The organism is Burkholderia lata (assembly GCF_000012945.1).
GTDB classification, from domain to species: domain Bacteria; phylum Pseudomonadota; class Gammaproteobacteria; order Burkholderiales; family Burkholderiaceae; genus Burkholderia; species Burkholderia lata.
In genome coordinates, this window is the sequence record NC_007510.1 from 2120433 (window position 1) to 2138912 (window position 18480).

16 protein-coding genes are annotated in these 18480 nt (G+C 64.7%); 3 read left to right on the plus strand and 13 right to left on the minus strand.

Features of this window, described 5'->3' with window-relative positions; all coding sequences use genetic code 11:
• Position 1: 1 nt before the first annotated feature.
• Complete coding sequence (gene rimO / locus BCEP18194_RS15470; protein ID WP_011352232.1) at positions 2 to 1363, minus strand: 30S ribosomal protein S12 methylthiotransferase RimO; 1362 nt, start codon at positions 1361 to 1363, stop codon at positions 2 to 4.
• A gap of 409 nt (positions 1364 to 1772) precedes the next feature.
• Here rimO and BCEP18194_RS15475 point away from each other — a divergent pair, with 409 nt between their 5' ends.
• Together BCEP18194_RS15475 and BCEP18194_RS15480 are read left to right on the plus strand one after the other, a co-directional pair.
• Complete coding sequence (locus BCEP18194_RS15475; protein WP_244272901.1) at positions 1773 to 2825, plus strand: hypothetical protein; 1053 nt, start codon at positions 1773 to 1775, stop codon at positions 2823 to 2825.
• A gap of 546 nt (positions 2826 to 3371) precedes the next feature.
• Positions 3372 to 3626, plus strand: a complete 255-nt coding sequence (locus BCEP18194_RS15480; RefSeq protein WP_011352235.1) for a hypothetical protein — start codon at positions 3372 to 3374, stop codon at positions 3624 to 3626.
• An 83-nt stretch (positions 3627 to 3709) separates the two neighbouring features.
• Here the strand turns inward: BCEP18194_RS15480 and BCEP18194_RS15485 are convergent, their stop codons facing one another.
• The 9 genes from BCEP18194_RS15485 to BCEP18194_RS15525 form a co-directional block, all read right to left on the minus strand.
• Positions 3710 to 4243, minus strand: a complete 534-nt coding sequence (locus tag BCEP18194_RS15485) for a dihydrofolate reductase family protein (RefSeq protein ID WP_011352236.1) — start codon at positions 4241 to 4243, stop codon at positions 3710 to 3712.
• 143 nt (positions 4244 to 4386) lie between these two features.
• Entirely contained in the window at positions 4387 to 5436 is a 1050-nt protein-coding gene (locus BCEP18194_RS15490; RefSeq protein ID WP_011352237.1) for an NAD(P)/FAD-dependent oxidoreductase, read from the minus strand.
• A 202-nt stretch (positions 5437 to 5638) separates the two neighbouring features.
• Entirely contained in the window at positions 5639 to 6757 is a 1119-nt protein-coding gene (locus BCEP18194_RS15495) for a lysozyme inhibitor LprI family protein (RefSeq protein WP_244272903.1), read from the minus strand.
• Positions 6758 to 6900: 143 nt separating this feature from the next.
• Positions 6901 to 7467, minus strand: a complete 567-nt coding sequence (phaR, locus tag BCEP18194_RS15500; protein ID WP_011352239.1) for a polyhydroxyalkanoate synthesis repressor PhaR — start codon at positions 7465 to 7467, stop codon at positions 6901 to 6903.
• A gap of 119 nt (positions 7468 to 7586) precedes the next feature.
• Positions 7587 to 8327, minus strand: a complete 741-nt coding sequence (locus tag BCEP18194_RS15505; protein WP_011352240.1) for a 3-ketoacyl-ACP reductase — start codon at positions 8325 to 8327, stop codon at positions 7587 to 7589.
• Positions 8328 to 8462: 135 nt separating this feature from the next.
• Positions 8463 to 9644 (minus strand): acetyl-CoA C-acetyltransferase, encoded by a 1182-nt coding sequence (locus BCEP18194_RS15510; protein ID WP_011352241.1) that lies wholly within the window; start codon positions 9642 to 9644, stop codon positions 8463 to 8465.
• 99 nt (positions 9645 to 9743) lie between these two features.
• On the minus strand, positions 9744 to 11609 hold the full coding sequence (locus BCEP18194_RS15515; RefSeq protein WP_011352242.1) for a PHA/PHB synthase family protein: 1866 nt from the start codon (positions 11607 to 11609) through the stop codon (positions 9744 to 9746).
• Between the two features lie 360 nt (positions 11610 to 11969).
• Positions 11970 to 12809 carry a peptidoglycan editing factor PgeF gene (gene pgeF / locus BCEP18194_RS15520; protein ID WP_011352243.1) on the minus strand — a complete coding sequence of 280 codons (840 nt, stop codon included), beginning with the start codon at positions 12807 to 12809 and terminating at the stop codon, positions 11970 to 11972.
• Between the two features lie 6 nt (positions 12810 to 12815).
• Positions 12816 to 14024 (minus strand): RluA family pseudouridine synthase, encoded by a 1209-nt coding sequence (locus BCEP18194_RS15525; RefSeq protein WP_011352244.1) that lies wholly within the window; start codon positions 14022 to 14024, stop codon positions 12816 to 12818.
• A gap of 41 nt (positions 14025 to 14065) precedes the next feature.
• Here BCEP18194_RS15525 and BCEP18194_RS15530 point away from each other — a divergent pair, with 41 nt between their 5' ends.
• A complete protein-coding gene (locus tag BCEP18194_RS15530; protein ID WP_011352245.1) occupies positions 14066 to 14890 on the plus strand; it encodes an outer membrane protein assembly factor BamD in 825 nt (274 codons plus the stop codon).
• Between the two features lie 120 nt (positions 14891 to 15010).
• Here BCEP18194_RS15530 and BCEP18194_RS15535 read toward each other — a convergent pair whose 3' ends face one another.
• The 3 genes from BCEP18194_RS15535 to BCEP18194_RS15545 form a co-directional block, all read right to left on the minus strand.
• Positions 15011 to 17257, minus strand: a complete 2247-nt coding sequence (locus BCEP18194_RS15535; protein WP_011352246.1) for an ATP-dependent DNA helicase — start codon at positions 17255 to 17257, stop codon at positions 15011 to 15013.
• 55 nt (positions 17258 to 17312) lie between these two features.
• Positions 17313 to 17528, minus strand: a complete 216-nt coding sequence (locus BCEP18194_RS15540) for a YdcH family protein (RefSeq protein ID WP_011352247.1) — start codon at positions 17526 to 17528, stop codon at positions 17313 to 17315.
• 77 nt (positions 17529 to 17605) lie between these two features.
• Positions 17606 to 18358 carry a hypothetical protein gene (locus tag BCEP18194_RS15545; RefSeq protein WP_011352248.1) on the minus strand — a complete coding sequence of 251 codons (753 nt, stop codon included), beginning with the start codon at positions 18356 to 18358 and terminating at the stop codon, positions 17606 to 17608.
• Positions 18359 to 18480 lie beyond the last annotated feature (122 nt).

Consider the following 18480-nt stretch of genomic DNA (forward strand, 5'->3'; position numbering starts at 1 on the left):
CTTACACCTCGCCCCACAGATCGTGGCCGTCGGCGCCCGTGATCTTCACGGACACGAAATCGCCGACCTTGTAGCGCTTCGATGCCTTCGCCGCCGGCTCGACATAGACGACGCCGTCGATCTCCGGCGCATCGGCCGCCGTACGGCCGATCCCGCCTTCCGCGCTGACTTCGTCGATCAGCACCTTGAGGGTCTTGCCGACCTTGCGCTGGATGCGGTTCGCCGACACTTCCTCGGCGACTTCCATGAAGCGTGCGCGGCGTTCCTCGCGAACGTCATCCGGCAGCGCGCCGTCGAGTTCGTTCGCGGTGGCGCCTTCGACCGGCGAATACGCGAAGCAGCCGACGCGATCGAGTTCCGCTTCGCGGATGAAGTCGAGCAGCGTTTCGAACTGCTCTTCCGTCTCGCCGGGGAAGCCCGCGATGAACGTGCTGCGGATCGTCAGGTCCGGGCAGATCTCGCGCCACTTCTGCACGCGCTCGAGCACCTTCTCGGCATTCGCCGGACGCTTCATGCGCTTCAGCACTTCCGGGTGCGCGTGCTGGAACGGCACGTCGAGGTACGGCAGCACGTGGCCCTTGAACGGGCCTTCGGCCATCAGCGGAATCACTTCGTCGACGCTGGGATACGGGTACACGTAGTGCAGGCGCACCCATGCGCCGTACTGCGCGGCGAGTTCGCCGAGCGCGGCGACCAGGTCGGTCATGCGCGTCTTGATCGGCTTGCCGTTCCAGAAGCCCGTGCGGTACTTCACGTCGACGCCGTATGCGCTCGTGTCCTGCGAGATCACGAGCAGTTCCTTCACGCCCGACTTGAACAGGTTCTCCGCTTCCAGCATCACTTCGGCGACCGGACGCGACACGAGGTCGCCGCGCATCGACGGGATGATGCAGAACGTGCAGCGGTGGTTGCAGCCTTCGGAAATCTTCAGGTATGCGTAGTGGCGCGGCGTGAGCTTGATGCCGGCGGCAGGCACGAGATCGGTGAACGGATCGTGCGGCTTCGGCAGGTGCGAATGCACGGCCTGCATCACTTCGCCCACCGCGTGCGGACCGGTGACGGCGAGCACCTTCGGGTGGACTTCCTCGATCAGGTTCGAGCCGCTGGCGCTCGACTTGGCGCCGAGACAGCCGGTGACGATCACCTTGCCGTTCTCGGTCAGCGCTTCGCCGATCGCGTCGAGGCTTTCCTGCACGGCTTCGTCGATGAAACCGCAGGTGTTCACGACGACGAGGTCGGCACCGTCGTAGGTGCCGGAGATTTCATAACCTTCGGCGCGCAGTTGCGTGATGATCTGTTCGGAGTCGACGAGCGCCTTCGGGCACCCGAGGGATACGAACCCTACTTTAGGGGATTGGGACATCTGGATTGTGGGGGCGTGGCAGCAAAAGCGTGAGTTTACAGCGATTTAGGGGCGACGAGCCAAAACAAACGGGGGAAAGCGGCCGTGGCGCGCCTGATCGGACCGGCGCCAGATCGGCGGCTGATCGGGGGATGGGGTGATCCGTCCGTTTCTCTTCGGGGTCAGGGCTGCTGGCCGCTCGCCAACGGTACGTCAGACAAGGCACGTGGCGCATTCCTGCGCGCCGATCGGCAGCGGGCATCTTCACGTGTCGTCGCAGCCAGCCTCTACACGAGAACAACGGCGCTTCGGCGCCGTTTTCGTCATGCCTTTCGCCTGGCGCGTCGAAGCGATCGAGGGTCTGCCGTTCATGGAATCGCGCTACGCCCGGACGGCGCAAACGCGTAATCGAGTGTAATGGATTCGGCGCATGAGCAAGGCTAATTTTATTGCACGTGAATTTTCAAATTTCACGTGCCGGCTTGAATATGCCGGCCAGCTCACCTCCATTAATAATCCAGAGGGCCATATCATGAATGACGAAAATCGCCTTGTCGAAGAAGAAAACGACCAAGATGTTTCCGTTGCCGCTGCGCAGACTACGAATTGGCCTGCAATCGCTACGCTCAACAACCAGCTATATCTGGTCTACAAAGACCAGAAAAGCACCAGGATTCAATACCAGACATACAACGGTTCGATCTGGTCGCGCCCCGCTCCAATCAACACCTATGACTCGACCAATCAGGCCCTGGCGTTAGCGGCATTCGGCACGAAATTATATTCGGCTCACAAGAGCTCGGGATCCGACACCCAGGTCTATTACGATTCGACCAGCGGTTCGAGCTGGGGGAGTGATCAGGCAGTTCCGAATTGCAGAAGCGATAACCCGGTCGCATTGGCCTCATTCAAGACGAAGCTGTACCTGGCGTTCAAACAGGCATCCAGCACCAATATTGCCATCACGAACTTCGACGGCACGACGTGGGCGTCATCGCCCACCACCATCCTCACCGGCGCTGCCAAGACTGCCCAAGCCGTCGCATTGGCCACGTTTGGTACCAAGTTGTTCCTGGCACACAAAGGCGCATCCGACTCGCTGGTTTTCTATACGTCGTCGTCCGATGGCGTTAACTGGGCACAAGAAAGTATCGTTCGACCCGACGTTGTCTCGACCACCGTGCCGGTCGCAATGGCCGCCTTCAAAGGCAATCTTTACCTGGCGTATAAAGGCGCCCCCGACGCCAACACCAATATCTACTATACGTGGACATCCGATGGTGTTAACTGGAGGTTTCCGGTCGAATTACTCTACGGCGTCGCTCAAACCAACGCGCCGGTTTCACTGGCAGTATTCAACAACAATCTTTACCTGGTGCACCAAAACGCCTCCGATTCGAGCATTTACTACACGTCGACGTCCGATGGCGTTACCTGGCAAGCGGATCTGGCAGTGCCTTATGCATCAATGAAAGAAGAATGATGCCGCCCAACGCCGGCGCGATAATGAGCAGTGGCTCCTCTTATCGCTGTCAGTCGGCTAACGCGCTTGATTGAATGGTCCGGCAGGCATACGGCCGATAACTGCAGCCGGGTTATCGGCCGACGCAACTCGCTATCTGTCCACCCGCCAGGCTGTGGGCGAGTCTCTGCGTGTTTAAACCGCCATACCGGGTGGGAGCGATATTTGCCAAGTACCGTGCCCCCGGAGGATACGGAGCCGTGCTTCGGGAATTGGGGAAATCCGGAGTGTGAGGGTGTCGTAGCGACCGCGTAGATTTGCGGCTCTTTGGTATCCGGCTATCCCAAAACGAGCGGTTGTTGGGCATCCGCTGCGCCAGCTCGACTATCCGCCGCGCTCTAGGTGCGTCGTTACGCCGGCTTTGGCATGCCCGTTCGTGTCGAGCGAAGTCGCGTTGCCGCTCAGCCTCGGCAACGCCCCGCAGCCAGCAAGCATCGCACCGGCACCGCCAGCCGCTATGCGAAAATCGAACCTTCTACCCTCTTCAATCGACCCAACGGGGCTCGCATGACCACTCACATCACTATCGAATTCACCGAGCACGCAGCGGAAGCCATCGGCGAGCAGACCAGCACCAGCTTTTCGTATGACCAGGGCGCGCACGTGCCGCAACCGGGCGACTTCGTCGAACTCGAGAATTCGCGCCAGACGTTTTTCGTGATCGGCCGCGTGTTTTCGCTCAAGGCCAACTACAGCGCGGTCAAGCTCGTGCTCGACCTTCCTCCGCCGGACGGCGAGCAGGATTTCGATCAGACGCACTGACCGACGACGAGACGCGTGACGCCGGCCTGAATCGATGACCATGCAGCGCATTCCCTGCGCTGCATTCAGCATCACAACCCGCGTCAATCCAGGCTGGCCGGCACATACCGGGCCTGCATCAACCCGCTGGGCAATCGCTTCGTATCATCGAGCCGCAGCAGCGTTTGCGGCAGGCCATTGCTGAACAACGGAATCCCCTTCCCGAGCAGGATCGGCACCCAGTTGAGCGTGATGCTGTCGACGACGCCGGCCGCGATACCTTCTCGCGCCGTCATGCCACCGTCCAGGTAGACGTGACGATGGCCGTCCTCTGCCAGCCGGCCAAGCAGTGTCGTGAGCGCCCCGTCGAACGGTTCTTCGCCATGGCGCGAAGCCAGTTTCCGATGAGTCATGACCACCATCCGTTTGCCGGCATAGGGCCACGGGTCGAACGCAATCACCGTATCGTATGTGTTGCGCCCCATCACGATCACGTCGATGTCGTTCATCAGCGACGTATAGCCGGTTTCATCCGGCGGATCCGACGAAAATGCCTCCAGCCATGACAAATCGCCGCTTTCACCGGCGATGAATCCATCGAGACTGAGAGCGAGAAATACGCTGACTTGAGGGCGCATACAGGATTCCTTTCGGAAATGTAAGGATGACGAGTATAGCCACAATCGCCACACGCGCCGCTACGCCGACAGGACGTCCTCGTTTGAGGCTGTGGCATTCGCTCGCATGCAGCGCGCCCGCCGCCCCGCTCTCCAGCGTCGAATTACGCAGCCATGATCGCGTTCGCTGCCAATCGCCCAAGCTGGGGCGCCAGGATCACGCCGGGGTGCGCGACAACGGCATAAACCCCTGCAACGCCCGGCAAAAATCCGTTGATCGGCACCGCGTCGTTCGTCATCGGCCGAAGCGCCGATTTCGCGGAGAGCAGCGTGAGGGTCGGCGGCTCGGCAAACAGCGCCGAAATGTCCGAGGCCGTACGCACTGCAAGCGCTGCAAGCCCGCTGTCGCCCTCTTCCGGAGGATCCGCGGCTGACAGCAGGCTACCCGATGGGCCAATCCGCACTTCGAGATCCCGCCCATAGAGCAAATGGCTGATGAGACCCGGCTCGACAGCGAACCGCATCAACACGGCCGGCTTCTCGCGAACAGACAACGACACACCGAGGTCCGCGGCGATGGCAACCGTAGAAGCAGCGTTCGCCAGGACGACGACATCCGCCGGTACATGCCCGTGCGCGGTACGGACGCCGACAGCGTGCCCATTGCGCGTTTCGACCGCTTCGACCGCGCAACCGCACCGGATCTCCGCGCCGGCCGCTTGTGCACCGGCCAGCAACTGATGCGTCAGGTCGATCGGCTCGACCACGAAGTCGTCCGGTGCCCACGCGATCAACTCGGGAAGCCGGGCAAGACGCGGCTCCATCCGGGCCACCTCTCGACGCCCCAACGCTTCCATTTGCACGCCCGCCGCACGCTGCTCGTCGATCAGGGCAGCGGTCTGCGCGTCCGTGTCCAGCCAGACAAGTGCTCCGCGCGTCGTCACCGGCAACGGACCGAGTTCACGCTCCAGCCGGGCGAACTCCGGGAGCGCTCCGAGCGTGCGAGAGAACCTGGACTGGTCTTCAGAAGGAAGCGCACTGCCGGTACCCACCCAGCCGAACGACCAGTGAGTCGCACCGCCTGCGGCCGTCGCCTGCTGTTCCAGCAGCGTGACCTGTGCGCCCGAGCACGCAAGATGCCATGCGGTGGATGCACCGACGATGCCACCGCCGACCACGACGACACGCAGCGAGTTGTTTCCCATGAGTGACATTGAACGTTGCGGGGTTCCGACTATACCGTCCGTCCCGCTTCGCCGCTGTGCGGTTGCCTGCCGCCCATTACCGCGAATCGTCGCGCCCTCTCGCGTCCGGCATCGACACGATCAATCGATCGACATCCAAGGCACTTGAGGTGTGCCGACGAAACAAAAAGCCCGCCGAGGCGGACCTTGATGAAACGCTGGACACGGCACTTCACCGCATGTCCGGAAACACCGATGCCTTCAGGCACCGATCGAACCACACAGCATCGTCGCCATCGCCGATCGGCCACATTTCCGCATCGAGCTGCGGCAACCCGGCAACCGGCGCTGACGCGCGGTTATCGGCACCAGACGCCCCTGCACGCATCCACGCCGATTGCGCTCCACCGTTGTCGCACGCACTCCCATGCGCCTGCGCCTCGCAGAATGCCACGGGTCGCACCTTCCCGCCGTCGGCCGTGCTCACCGACCGGTACTGATAAACCGCACCGGTCGCCCAGTCCTCGCTCTGGCTGCAGACCCGCGCGCGATGCTGCACATGGACCGCGCCGAAACATGCATAGGAAACGTGCGCGCCGGTCGCATCGTCGGGAATGAAGTCGCAGTTTGCATCGAAACCGGTGAGCGGGCCGCCCGTGTATTTCGCGAGCCATTGGCGCTCGGCCTGCGCACGCGCGATCAACCCCTTGTTCGATTGATCGGCCAGCACGGCGGTGCGCCGATCGATTGCCTTGCGCACTTCGTCGACGGCGAGCGGACGGCCTTCGTAATCGGCGTCGAGACGCTTGTTGCGCGCGTCGATCCAGCGGCGCTGGCTGCGCACCAGCATGTCGCGGATAGCCGTGTCCGGCGCGGCCTTCAGTGCGCCTGTGTACGCCGAATTCATCCGCGTGTCGGCTGCACGCAGCACCGGGCTCGCGCAGATGCGCTTCTCGATCGGCTGCACGGCTTTCGCGCAATCGATCGCAAAGGCAGGCACCGCCACGCCAACACCCATCATGAACATCGAAGCAAAACCAGCCAGCCGCCCGGCCGATGCCATTCGAATCCCACGCATGCTTTCTCTCAGTCGGTTTTTTCTTGGTCGCACTGCCTCGATGCAGCATCGCCGATTGCGGCCTGTCGTGCCCGGGCGCCGGTATCGCATTTCGCCGATGGCAGCTTCCACGCCACATCGCGCAGCGCCGCTCATGGTACGCGTGCCTGCACAAACGCGCACCATCGGGCGCAGCACGCCCCGGTGTTTCTGTACTGGTGACTGGATCTCGATCGACTGGACGACGATCATGCACGCCCGAACCCGGCACGCGCATTCGGTGCCGACGGTCATGAACGACCGTCGGCGAGAGGGTCCGGCAGGCGGTGGCCGCACCTCGTCGCGCCCGAATGCACGATCGGCCGACCCGCACCGCGTTGCTTCGCGGTACCGACGCCCGACGGGTTGCCCGCCGCGGTCGGCCCGCCACGAAACCGTTACTTCTTTTCCGGCTCCGACGCGCCCGGTTGCTTGAACGGGAACGTGCTGAACATCGACTTCGCCTGGTTCTGCATCTGCTCCTGCATCTGCACGAACATGTTCTTCGACTGCTCGATGTAGCTGGTCATCATCCCTTGCATCATCGGCGCCTGCATGTTCATGAACTGCGACCAGACTTCCGGATTCATCGCATTGCCTTCGTACAGGTTCTTCGACTGATCCGCGAGCTTGTTCTGGATGTCGATGAACGCCTGGATGTTCTTTTCCAGGTACGTGCCCATCATGCCCTGCATCGCATGCCCGTAGAAACGGATGATCTGCGACAGCATCGACGACGAGAACATCGGCACGCCGCCGCTTTCCTCTTCGAGGATGATCTGCAGGAGGATGCTGCGCGTCAGGTCTTCGCTGGATTTCGCATCGACGACCTTGAAGTCCTCCTGCTCCAGCACGAGCTGCTTCACGTCGGTCAGCGTAATGTACGTGCTTGTCTCGGTATCGTAGAGCCGACGGTTCGGGTACTTCTTGATGAGCCGTTCGGCCGTCTTCTTTGTAGTAGTCATGTAACGCCTTTGAGTGCAGCGTAGCGGAAGTGACGAATCCCCGCCGCCCGAATCCGGGAGGCGGGGGCCTTCGGAAAACGCCCGGCTGCGCGGCCACCCGGCCCGCGCAGCGCGGACGCTCAGCCCATGTGCAGGCCGCCGTTCAGCGAGAAGTCGGCGCCCGTCGCGAAACCGGAATCGTTCGACGCGAGCCACGCGACGATCGAACCGATTTCCTCCGGCCCGCCAAGACGACGCACCGGGATCGTCGCGACGATCTTCTCGAGCACGTCCGGGCGAATCGCCTTCACCATGTCGGTACCGATGTAGCCCGGCGACACGGTGTTGACCGTCACGCCCTTCGTCGCGACTTCCTGTGCGAGCGACATCGTGAAGCCGTGGATACCGGCCTTCGCGGTCGAGTAGTTGGTCTGGCCGAACTGCCCCTTCTGGCCGTTCACCGACGAGATGTTGACGATCCGGCCCCAGCCGCGTTCGACCATGCCGTCGATCACCTGCTTCGTCACGTTGAACAGGCTCGTCAGGTTGGTGTCGATCACGGCGGTCCAGTCTTCGTGCGTCATCTTGCGGAACACGACGTCGCGCGTGATGCCCGCATTGTTGACCAGCACGTCGATCTCGCCGACTTCAGCCTTGACCTTGTCGAACGCTTCCTTGGTCGAGTCCCAGTCGCCGACGTTGCCTTCCGACGCGATGAAATCGTACCCGAGCGCCTTCTGGTCCTCGAGCCATTTCACCCGGCGCGGCGAGTTCGGGCCGCAACCTGCGACCACCTTGAAGCCGTCTTTCAACAGGCGCTGGCAGATGCTGGTGCCGATGCCGCCCATCCCGCCCGTTACGTACGCAATTCGCTGAGACATAAATCTCACTCCATTTTTTGGTTTCGAGAGCTGCCGGAGGCCCCCTCTGACTTCACGTGACGCCGGCCGAAGCCGCAATCGGCCGGCACACGGATTCGGTTCGCTGGTCGCGAACGGCCGGTTACGAACGGCCGCTTACGGACGCTCGACCGCGAGTGCGACGCCCATCCCGCCGCCGATACACAGCGACGCCAGCCCGCGCTTCGCATCGCGCTTGGCCATCTCGTGCAGCAGCGTCACCAGGATCCGGCAGCCCGACGCGCCGATCGGGTGGCCGATCGCGATCGCCCCGCCGTTCACGTTCACCTTCGACGTGTCCCAGCCCATCTGCTTGTGCACCGCCAGCGCCTGCGCCGCGAACGCCTCGTTGATCTCCATCAGGTCCAGGTCGCCCGGCGTCCAGCCCGCGCGCTCCAGGCACCGGCGCGAGGCCGGCACCGGGCCCATGCCCATCACGCTCGGATCCACGCCCGCGTTCGCATACGCCTTGATCCGCGCCAGCGGCGTCAGGCCGAGTGCCGCCGCCTTCTGCGCCGACATCACCAGCACCGCCGCCGCACCGTCGTTCAGCCCCGACGCGTTCGCCGCCGTCACCGAGCCGTCCTTCGAGAATGCCGGCTTCAGCCCGGACAGCGATTCCGCCGTCACGCCGTGACGCACGAATTCATCGGTGGCGAACTGCAGCGGCTCGCCCTTGCGTTGCGGAATCGCCACCGGCACGATCTCGTCGTTGAAGCGGCCGGCCTTCTGCGCGGCTTCCGCCTTGTTCTGCGACAGCGCCGCGAAGGCGTCCTGCTCTTCGCGCGTGATCCCGTATTCCTTCGCGACGTTCTCCGCCGTGATGCCCATGTGGTACTGGTTGTACACGTCCCACAGGCCGTCGACGATCATCGTGTCGACCAGCTTCGCGTCGCCCATGCGGAACCCGTCGCGCGAGCCCGGCAGCACGTGCGGCGACGCGCTCATGTTCTCCTGGCCGCCCGCGATCACGATCTCGGCATCCCCCGCGACGATCGCGTTCGCCGCCAGCATCACGGCCTTCAGGCCCGAGCCGCACACCTTGTTGATCGTCATCCCCGGCACTGCCGTCGGCAGCCCGGCCTTGATCAGCGACTGCCGTGCCGGGTTCTGCCCGGAACCGGCCGTCAGCACCTGGCCCATGATCACTTCGCTCACCTGCTCGGGCTTCACGCCCGCACGCTCCAGCACCGCGCGGATCACCGTCGCGCCCAGTTCGGGCGCCGCAATCTTCGCAAGCGAACCGCCGAATTTGCCGACCGCGGTCCGCGCGGCCGATACGATCACTACGTCCGTCATTTCTCTTTCCTCCAGGCCCGCACGACACGGCGCATCGCTACCGGCCCTGTTAAAAAAACTGCGGTGCACCGGACAGCCTGCGCCGCTGTCCGGTTTTCGTCAATCGCGCTGCAACACGTAGCGGCCCGGCGCCGGCTCGATCACCGGGAACTGCGCGGTACCGGGCTGGGCGGGCGGCTCCACCTTGCGGCCGCCGTACTGGTCGAGCCATTCGGCCCAGGTCGTCCACCAGCTGCCCGGTTGCTCGGTGGCACCGGCGAACCAGTCGTCCGCCGATTCGGGCAGATCGCTGTCGTTGACCCAGTAGCTGCGCTTCTTCTTCGCCGGCGGATTGATCACGCCCGCGATGTGTCCCGACGCGCCGAGCACGAACTTCAGCGGGCCCGACAGGATCGACGTGGACGCGTAGGCCGTCTGCCACGGCACGATGTGATCCTCGCGCGAGCCGTAGATGAAGGTCGGCACGTCGATCAGCGTCAGGTCGACCGATTCGCCGCACACGGTCAGCGCGCCAGGTTCGCGCAGCTTGTTCTCGAGATAGGTATTGCGCAGGTACCACGCATACATCGGGCCCGGCAGGCTCGTCGAATCGCTGTTCCAGTACAGCAGGTCGAACGGCGCCGGCGTGCGGCCCTTCAGGTAGTTGTCGACGACGTAGTTCCACACGAGATCGTTCGGCCGCAGGAACGAGAACGTGTTCGCGAATTCGACGCCGCGCATCAGCCCCGGCTGCGTGCCGTTCTTGCCGCCGATGGTCTGCTCGCGCATCTGCACGTGCGCCTCGTCGACGAACACGTCGAGAATGCCGGTGTCGGTGAAGTCGAGCATCGCGGTGAGCAGCGTCATCGACGCAGCCGGATGTTCGCCGCGCGCGGCCAGCACCGCGAGCGCGGTCGCGAGCATCGTGCCGCCGACGCAGAAGCCGAGCGTGTTGATCTGTTCGCGGCCGCTGACCTGCTGCACGGCGTCGATCGCCGCGAGCAGCCCTTCGTTCATGTAGTCGTCCCACGTCTTGTGCGCGACCGATGCGTCCGCGTTGCGCCACGACACGAGGAACACCTGATGGCCGTTCGACAGCGCATGCGCGACGAGCGAATTCTCCGGCTGCAGGTCGAGGATGTAGAACTTGTTGATGCAAGGCGGCACGATCAGCAGCGGCCGCTCGAACACCTTGTCCGTCTTCGGCGTGTACTGGATCAGCTGGATCAGGTCGTTCTCGTAGACGACCGCACCTTCAGTACACCCGAGGTTCTTGCCGACCACGAACTGCGATTCGTCGGTCTGCGAAATCTTGCCGCGCTGCATGTCGCCGAGCAGGTTCATCATCCCCTGCCGCAGGCTTTCGCCCTGCGTCTCGAGGATCGATTTCTGTGCGTCGGGATTGAGTGCGAGGAAGTTGCTCGGCGCGGCCGCGGCCGTCCACTGCTGGACCGTGAAACGAATGCGCTCGCGCGTCTTCGGATCGGTCTGCAGCGCGTCGGCCAGTTCCTGCAGATAGCGCGCGTTGAGCAGATACCAGGCTGCCGCGAACGCATGTGCCGGCGACGCCTTCCACGCATCGCCGCTGAAGCGGCGGTCCTTCAGTTCGGGCGACTCGAGCTTCGCCGCGGCGGCCTGCTGCATCAACGCCATGCAATCGCGCGCGTAGTCGGCCTGCAGCGCCTGCAGCCGCTCGGGCGGAATCGCGGCGGCCGGCAGCTTCAACCCGGCGAACGGCGACGCCATCGCGCCGAAATCGGGCATCGACGGCATCTGGAACGGAAACGATGTCGGAAACTGGAATGTTGCGAACGGATTCACGGTGGCCGACGCAGTCGCGGCGCGTGCCGGATCTGCAAAACCGCGCCACGCGTTCAACCACGACTCGAACATCTGCTGCATCGGCTGGGCGGCCGGATCGAAACCAATGCTGCCCGTGGAAGTGCCCGCCTGAGCGGACGTCGACGATTTTTTCGATGCTGTCATTACCTGCCTTACCGGTGATTCGTGAGCGTCTATCGTGAAATCCTGCTCGCGCGCGGCATGCCGGCTGCGAGCCGGGCCGTCATGCTCTGGAGAGGCGTCTCCAGATTCTGCCGCAGTGCGGTATTTTTATCATTATCGTTTTCCCCATGTGAAGCGCCATGTCAAACCGCTGAACATTTCCGTACGGAGATAATCCTCGCACAACAGACGGGACAAGGGTTCCGGCGAAACATAAAACATTTTGATTGACTTGACTTCGGGATTTTTCATTCAATCGCGCATGCCGCGTGGCATGGCCGCCAAAATATCGAGATAACCCGATTTTGCGGCGCAGCAAACCCTGCGTGCATGCGCATCTCGTCAATCGGCCAGCCAGATCGCCGCCGCCATGCGGCCCGTCACGCGATCGCGCCGGTACGAATAGAAACGATCCTGTTCGGTGACCGTACAGGCCGTCCCGCCGCTCACGTGCGCAACGCCCGCACGCGCGAGACGCAGGCGCGCGAGCGCATAGAGATCGGCGAGAAACTTGCCCGGCGCGCCATCGATCGCGATGAACGCAAGCCGGGTTTCATCATGCTCCGAGTGCGGGGCCGTGTCGAGAAACGCGTCACGCACGTCGGCGCCAACCTCGAACGCCCGCGGGCCGATCGCCGGCCCGAGGTACGCATGAAGCGCGTCCGTCGCACCGCCCGCAAGTGCCGCGACACGCGCCGCGGTCTGCTCGACGATGCCGGCCGCCAGCCCGCGCCAGCCTGCATGTGCGGCGCCGACTGCGCGGCCCTGCGCGTCGCACAGCAGCACGGGCAGGCAATCCGCGACCATCACGACGCAGACGGCACCCGTCTGGTCGGTGACGCTCGCGTCGGCCTGCACCGGCGCCGTAGCCGCGGGTGCCGCCGCGATCACCTCGTCCGCACGCACGATCTGCGCGCCGTGAACCTGCTCGAGCCACGCAGCATTCGACTGGCCTGCCAGCGCCAGCAAACGCGCGCGATTCCCGGCGACATGGGCCGGGTCGTCACCAGTATGGAGGCCGAGATTCATGCCGCCCGGCAGCGCGTCTCCGCCCTGCCAGCGCCCGTACGGGCCTTCGCTCAGCCCGCCGTCGCGCGTCGTGACCAGCGCGCGCACGCGCGGCGACACCTGCCAGTCGGGCTGTACGCAGTCCTGCCACGTCATCGGCGCCAGGTTCGTCATCGGCACTCACTCCTCCTCATCGTCCAGGTACGGCTCGTCATCGTGATACTCGCCGCCGAAATCGTCATCGTCGTAGACACCGTCATCGTCGCCGAATTCCTCGTCGCCTTGCCCGAAGCCGAGCGCCGCGACCAGCGTGTTCATGTCGTCCGGCAGCGGGCAGCGCCATTGCATCGCCTTGCCCGTGACCGGATGCACGAGACCGAGCCGCCATGCATGCAGCGCCTGTCGCGCGAACCCGTCCGGCAGCGGCGTGACCGAGCGCTTGCCGCGCGCACGCCCGTACACGGGATCGCCGAGCAGCGGATGCCCGGCATGCGCGCAGTGCACGCGGATCTGGTGCGTGCGACCGGTCTCGAGATCGCACTGAATCGCCGAAACCGGCTGACGTTGCCACAGGCATGTGTCAACCGTGCGGAAATGCGTGCGCGCGGGCTTGCCCGATGCGCCCGTGACGACGGCCATGCGCGTGCGTTCTCGCGGATCGCGGCCGATCGGCGCATCGATCGTGCCTTCCTCGGGCATCGTGCCCCACACCAGCGCAAAATAGCGGCGCTTCACAGTGCGGGCCTGCAACTGGCGCACGAGGTCCGTCTGCGCGGCCAGCGTGCGCGCCACCACCATCAGGCCCGACGTTTCCTTGTCGAGCCGGTGGACGATCCCTGCGCGCGGCAGGCCGGCCGCAGCGTCGCCATAGCGGTGCAGCAGCCCGTTGAGGATCGTGCCGCTCCAGTTGCCGGCGGCCGGATGCACGACGAGGCCGGCCGGCTTGTTGATGACGACGAGCGCGTCGTCCTCGTAGATCACGTCGAGCGGCACCGGCTCCGGCGTAAAGGCGAGCTGCTCGGGGAGCAGGTCGGGGACGAGCTGGATCTTCGCGCCGAGCGGCACCGGCTGGCGGATCTTCGCGGGCGCGCCGTCGACGAGCACGCGCTGCGCCTCGATCCAGCTCTGCAGGCGGCTGCGCGAGAATTCGGGGAACAGTTGGGCGAGCGCCTTGTCGAGGCGTTCGCCCGCGAGCGACAGCGGCACTTCGACGACGCGCGGCGCTTCATCGACCGCTGCGGACGGCACGACGGGCGGCTGCATTGCGTCGCCGGTCAGATCGTCATCGAGGGAATCCCCCGAGGCAGCGTCGGCGGGCCGATCGCTTGGGCTATAATCTTCGCGATTTGGTGTGCCCGGCTGGGCATTCTGCGAACTTGAACGGGTCATTTAGACTGGGTCACCGAGACTTGAAGCTAGGACATGCGAGCATGATGAATTCGACCAAACGCACGGCCAGAACCGCCGCCGCCCGGGCTGCGGCGGTAGCGGCCGCGGCCCTCATCGCCGGCTGCCACGGCTTGCCGCAGAAGCAGGACGAGACGGCTACCTGGTCGAACAACAAATTATACTCAGAGGCCCAGGACGCACTGTCCGGAGGCGACTGGGGCAAGTGCGCGAAATATTTCGAATCGCTGCAAGGTCGCGATCCGTTCGGCCATTTCGCGCAACAGGCGCAGATCAACGTTGCATACTGCAACTGGAAGGATAACGAAGCGGCCGCCGCCGACCAGGCCGTCGATCGCTTCATCCAGCTCCACCCCGATCATCCGGATATCCCGTACGCGTACTACCTGAAGGGGATGATCCACTTCAACGACGATCTGGGCCTGTTCGGCCGCTTCTCCGGCCAGGACATGAGCGAGCGCGATCCGCAGGCACTGCGCGAATCGTACGATGCGTTCAAGGTCGTCGTCGACCGCTTCCCGAAAAGCAAGTACGCGCCCGACGCCGCCGCGCGGATGCGCTACATCGTCAACGCGCTCGCGTCGCACGAAGTGCACGCGGCCGACTACTACTACCGGCGCGGCGCCTACGTCGCGGCCATCAACCGTGCGCAGCTCGCGATCAAGGACTACAAGGGCGCCCCGGCGATCGAGGACGCGCTGCACATCATGATCCTGTCGTACGGCAAGCTGAACCAGCCGCAACTCGCCGAGGACACGAAGCGCGTGCTCGCCGGCACGTTCCCCGACAGCCCGTATGTCACGGGCCACTCGCGCCCGGGCGCGAAGAAGTCGTGGTGGCAGTTCTGACGAAAGCACCGTGCAGCCCTCGCTGCACGAACAAAAAACCCGGCCATCGAGCCGGGTTTTTTATTGGCGCCGCACTCAGGCGGCGCCGGTGCGATCGCGCGACGATCGCCGCGCGCGCCGTCACGTGCGCTTTGCCGAACGGTGATCGTCGAAGAAGTCCTGGACGACCGCGATCTCGCGGGTCCGCTTGAACGGCGGCAGGCTCTGCCAGATCCGGCGCCCGTAGGGCTTGTCGACAAGCCGCGTGTCGCAGATCATCAGCACGCCGCGATCCGTCTCCGCGCGAATCAGCCGGCCCGCGCCCTGCTTCAGCGTAATCACGGCCTGCGGCAACTGGTGCACGGCGAACGGGCTCAGCCCCTTCTTCGTCAGCGCGTCGAGCCGCGCGGCCAGCACCGGATCGTCCGGCGGCGCAAACGGCAGCTTGTCGATCACGACGAGCGACAGCGCGTCGCCGCGCACGTCGACGCCTTCCCAGAAACTCTGGCTGCCGACCAGGATCGCGTTGCCATACGCGCGGAAGCGGTCGAGCAGTTCGGTGCGGCTCGCATCGCCCTGCACGAGCAGTGGCGTGTTCCAGCCGCGCGATTCGATCACGTCACGCAGCTTCGACGCGATCCGGTCGACCGCGCGCAGCGTCGTGCACAACATGAACACACCGCCACCGGACGCCTCGATCGCCGGCAGCGCGGCGTCGAAGACGGCATCGGTAAACGCTGGCGAAGACGGTTGCGGCAGGTTGCGCGGCACGTACAGCAGCCCTTGCGACTGGTAGTCGAACGGGCTTGCGAGCGTCATCGAGCGACGCGAGCTGAGGCCCATCTGCGCCGCATAGTGCGTGAAATCGCCGCGCACCGACAGCGTGGCCGACGTGAACACCCATGCACGCGGCACGCCCGCGCGCTGCTTGGCAAAGATCGGCGCGACCGACAGCGGCGTTTCGTGCAGCTGGACCGTATGCGCGAACACTTCGACCCAGCGCACCTTCTCGTTCGGATCGCCGTCGGATGCCGCCTTGTCGCCGGCCGCCGTTGCGTCGGCCTTCGCCGCCGCTTCCGTCGCGCCGGGTGCGACCCAGCCGGCCAGCAGATCCTGCAGCTCGCGTGCGCGCCGCAGGCACGCGCCGAGCGATTCCGCCCGTTCGGCCTGGCTGGCAAGCGCCGACGCCAACGCGTCGAGCGCAGCCTCGAGCGCGTCGAGCGCGCCGAACATCGGGTGATCGTCGCCGAGCTGGGCGAGCGACATGCGGACGATCTGGTCGTTCGCGAACGCCAGGCGCAAGTCGCGCGCCGCGCGCTCGAGATCGCCGCCGAGCTTCACCCACTCGACCGCGTCGCGTGCATGGCTCAGGCCTTCCGCCACCGTGTCGCGGGCGAGCTCGAGAATCTGTGTCGTCGACAGCGTCTCGCCGAAGAACAGCGTCGCCGTTTCCGGCAACTGGTGCGCTTCGTCGAAGATGACCGTGTTCGCGTTCGGCAGCAGCTCGGCCATCCCCGTATCGCGCAGCATGATGTCCGCGAAGAACAGGTGATGGTTGACGACGACGACGTCGGCCTGCTGCGCTTCGCGCCGCGCCTGCATCACGAAGCAGTCCTTGTAATGCGGGCACTCCTGGCCGAGGCAGTTGTCGCGCGTCGACGTGACCATCGACCACACGGGCGCCGTTTCCGGCACGCTCGCGAGTTCGGCCTTGTCGCCGCTCTTCGTGATCTTCGCGAAACGGACGATTTCCTGCAGATAGGCCGTATCCTGCCGCGACGGCAACCGGCCGTTGTCGGCCGTGCGTTGCAGGTAGTAGTGGCACAGGTAGTTTGCACGGCCCTTCAGCATCGCGACCGACACCGGCACCGCGAGCGCGTTGCGCACGGTCGGGATGTCGCGCGCGAACAGCTGGTCCTGCAGGTGTTTCGTGCCGGTCGACACGATCACCTTGCCGCCCCACAGCATCGCGGGCACGAGGTACGCATAGGTCTTGCCGGTACCCGTACCGGCCTCGACGATCAGCGTGTTGTCGCCGGCATCGCTGTCGGCCTCGGTTGCGGCGGCATCCGCGCCCGATTCGGCCGCCTTGTCGCCATCGCCGAGGCGACGCGCCGGCCGCTTGCGGGTTTCGAAGATCTCGGGGTCGGGCATCCGGCGCGCGGACGCTTCCATCGCGGACGCGACCGCGCGCGCCATCTCGATCTGCGCCATACGCGGCCGATAACCGTCGAGCGCGCGCGCCAGCAAGCCACCTTCGCCGAAGATCGTGTCGAGTTCGTCGACGCGCTTGCGGCTCAGTTCAAAGGTGCCTTCAGGCGCACGAGCGCGCCCGGCGGGCGACACATCGCGCCGGGCATCGGGGGTGGCTTCAAGCGGTGAATTCAAGGCAAGCGTTCCTGTATCCAGCGCCCGGGCGGCGCCGGCGCTTGCCAGGCCGCGCTCAGGCGCGCTTATCCGGTTCCAGCTGCGATTGCAGCAAAATGATTTTGTCCTTGGCCGCCAGCTTTTCCTTCTTCAGCCGGTGCAGCGTGATGTCGTCGATGTCGGAGTGTCCTTCCTTCAGCTCGATCTCCCGAGCGAGCTGCTGGTGCTGCTCCTGCAATGCAACCAAACGGTTGTGCAATTCCTGCTGCTGTTCCGTAGGACGGTTTTGCATATGCGCCTCCTCATCGAAGCAGCGCGCCGGCTGGCGTGCCAGCGCGCACGAGACTGATTCCGGATCAATCCAACACGTTACTGCCCCTGCTGTTGCTTCTGCTGCGCCTTCTCGGCCGCTTCCTTCTGACGCTGCTCGACATCGGCCTTGTGCTGCACGGCTTCCTTCTGCTTCTGCTCGTAGCGCGCGGCGTTGTCCGCCCGCTCCTGCGCCTTCTGCGCAGCCTGCTGGTGCGCCTGGTCGAGCTTGCGCTGGAAGTCGCCCTGCTTCTGGTCGTATGCCTGCTTGCTCGCCGCGCGCTGCGGCCCTTCCGCGCCACGCTGCGCCTGCTTCAGAGCATTCTGCTCCTGCTTGTCGCGGAACGCAGCCGCGTTTGCCGCGTCGTTCGCCGCGCGCTGCGGCGCTTCCGCCGCGTTCTGCGCCGCCTTCAGCGCCTGCTGCTGGTCGCGCTGCTGCGCGCGCACTGCCCGCTGCTCGTCGTTGAGCGCGAGCTGCTCCTGGCGGATGCTCGCCCGCTCGTCGCGCATCTGGACACGCGCCTTGCCGAGACAGTGATTGACGAAAAACTTGCTGTAGCAATCGTGCTCGGCCACCGCATAACGATAATCGTTTTCTGCGGAGCGTTGATTGAGCACTTTTTGACGGGCGTCGAAATCCGGTGCGGCCGAGGCCATCACGGGCGCAGCCGCGGCGGCGGCCGGAGCGGTTGCGTCCGAAGCTTGCGCGAACGCGCCGGAAGGCCCGGCAGACAAAGCCGCGGCGAGCGCTGCGCCGAGCGCGACGAGAGAAATTCGGGAAGTTGGCAACGTCGTAGGAAAGCTGCGGGACATGTGTCAAATTCTATCACCCCCGGCTGGGCGCTCCGCCATTTATGGCAAAATGCCCCGCTTCACTCACCCGCGGCATCTGGCCCGTCGGGCCCGCCACGCAGCCCGCCGCTTCGGGCCTGCCG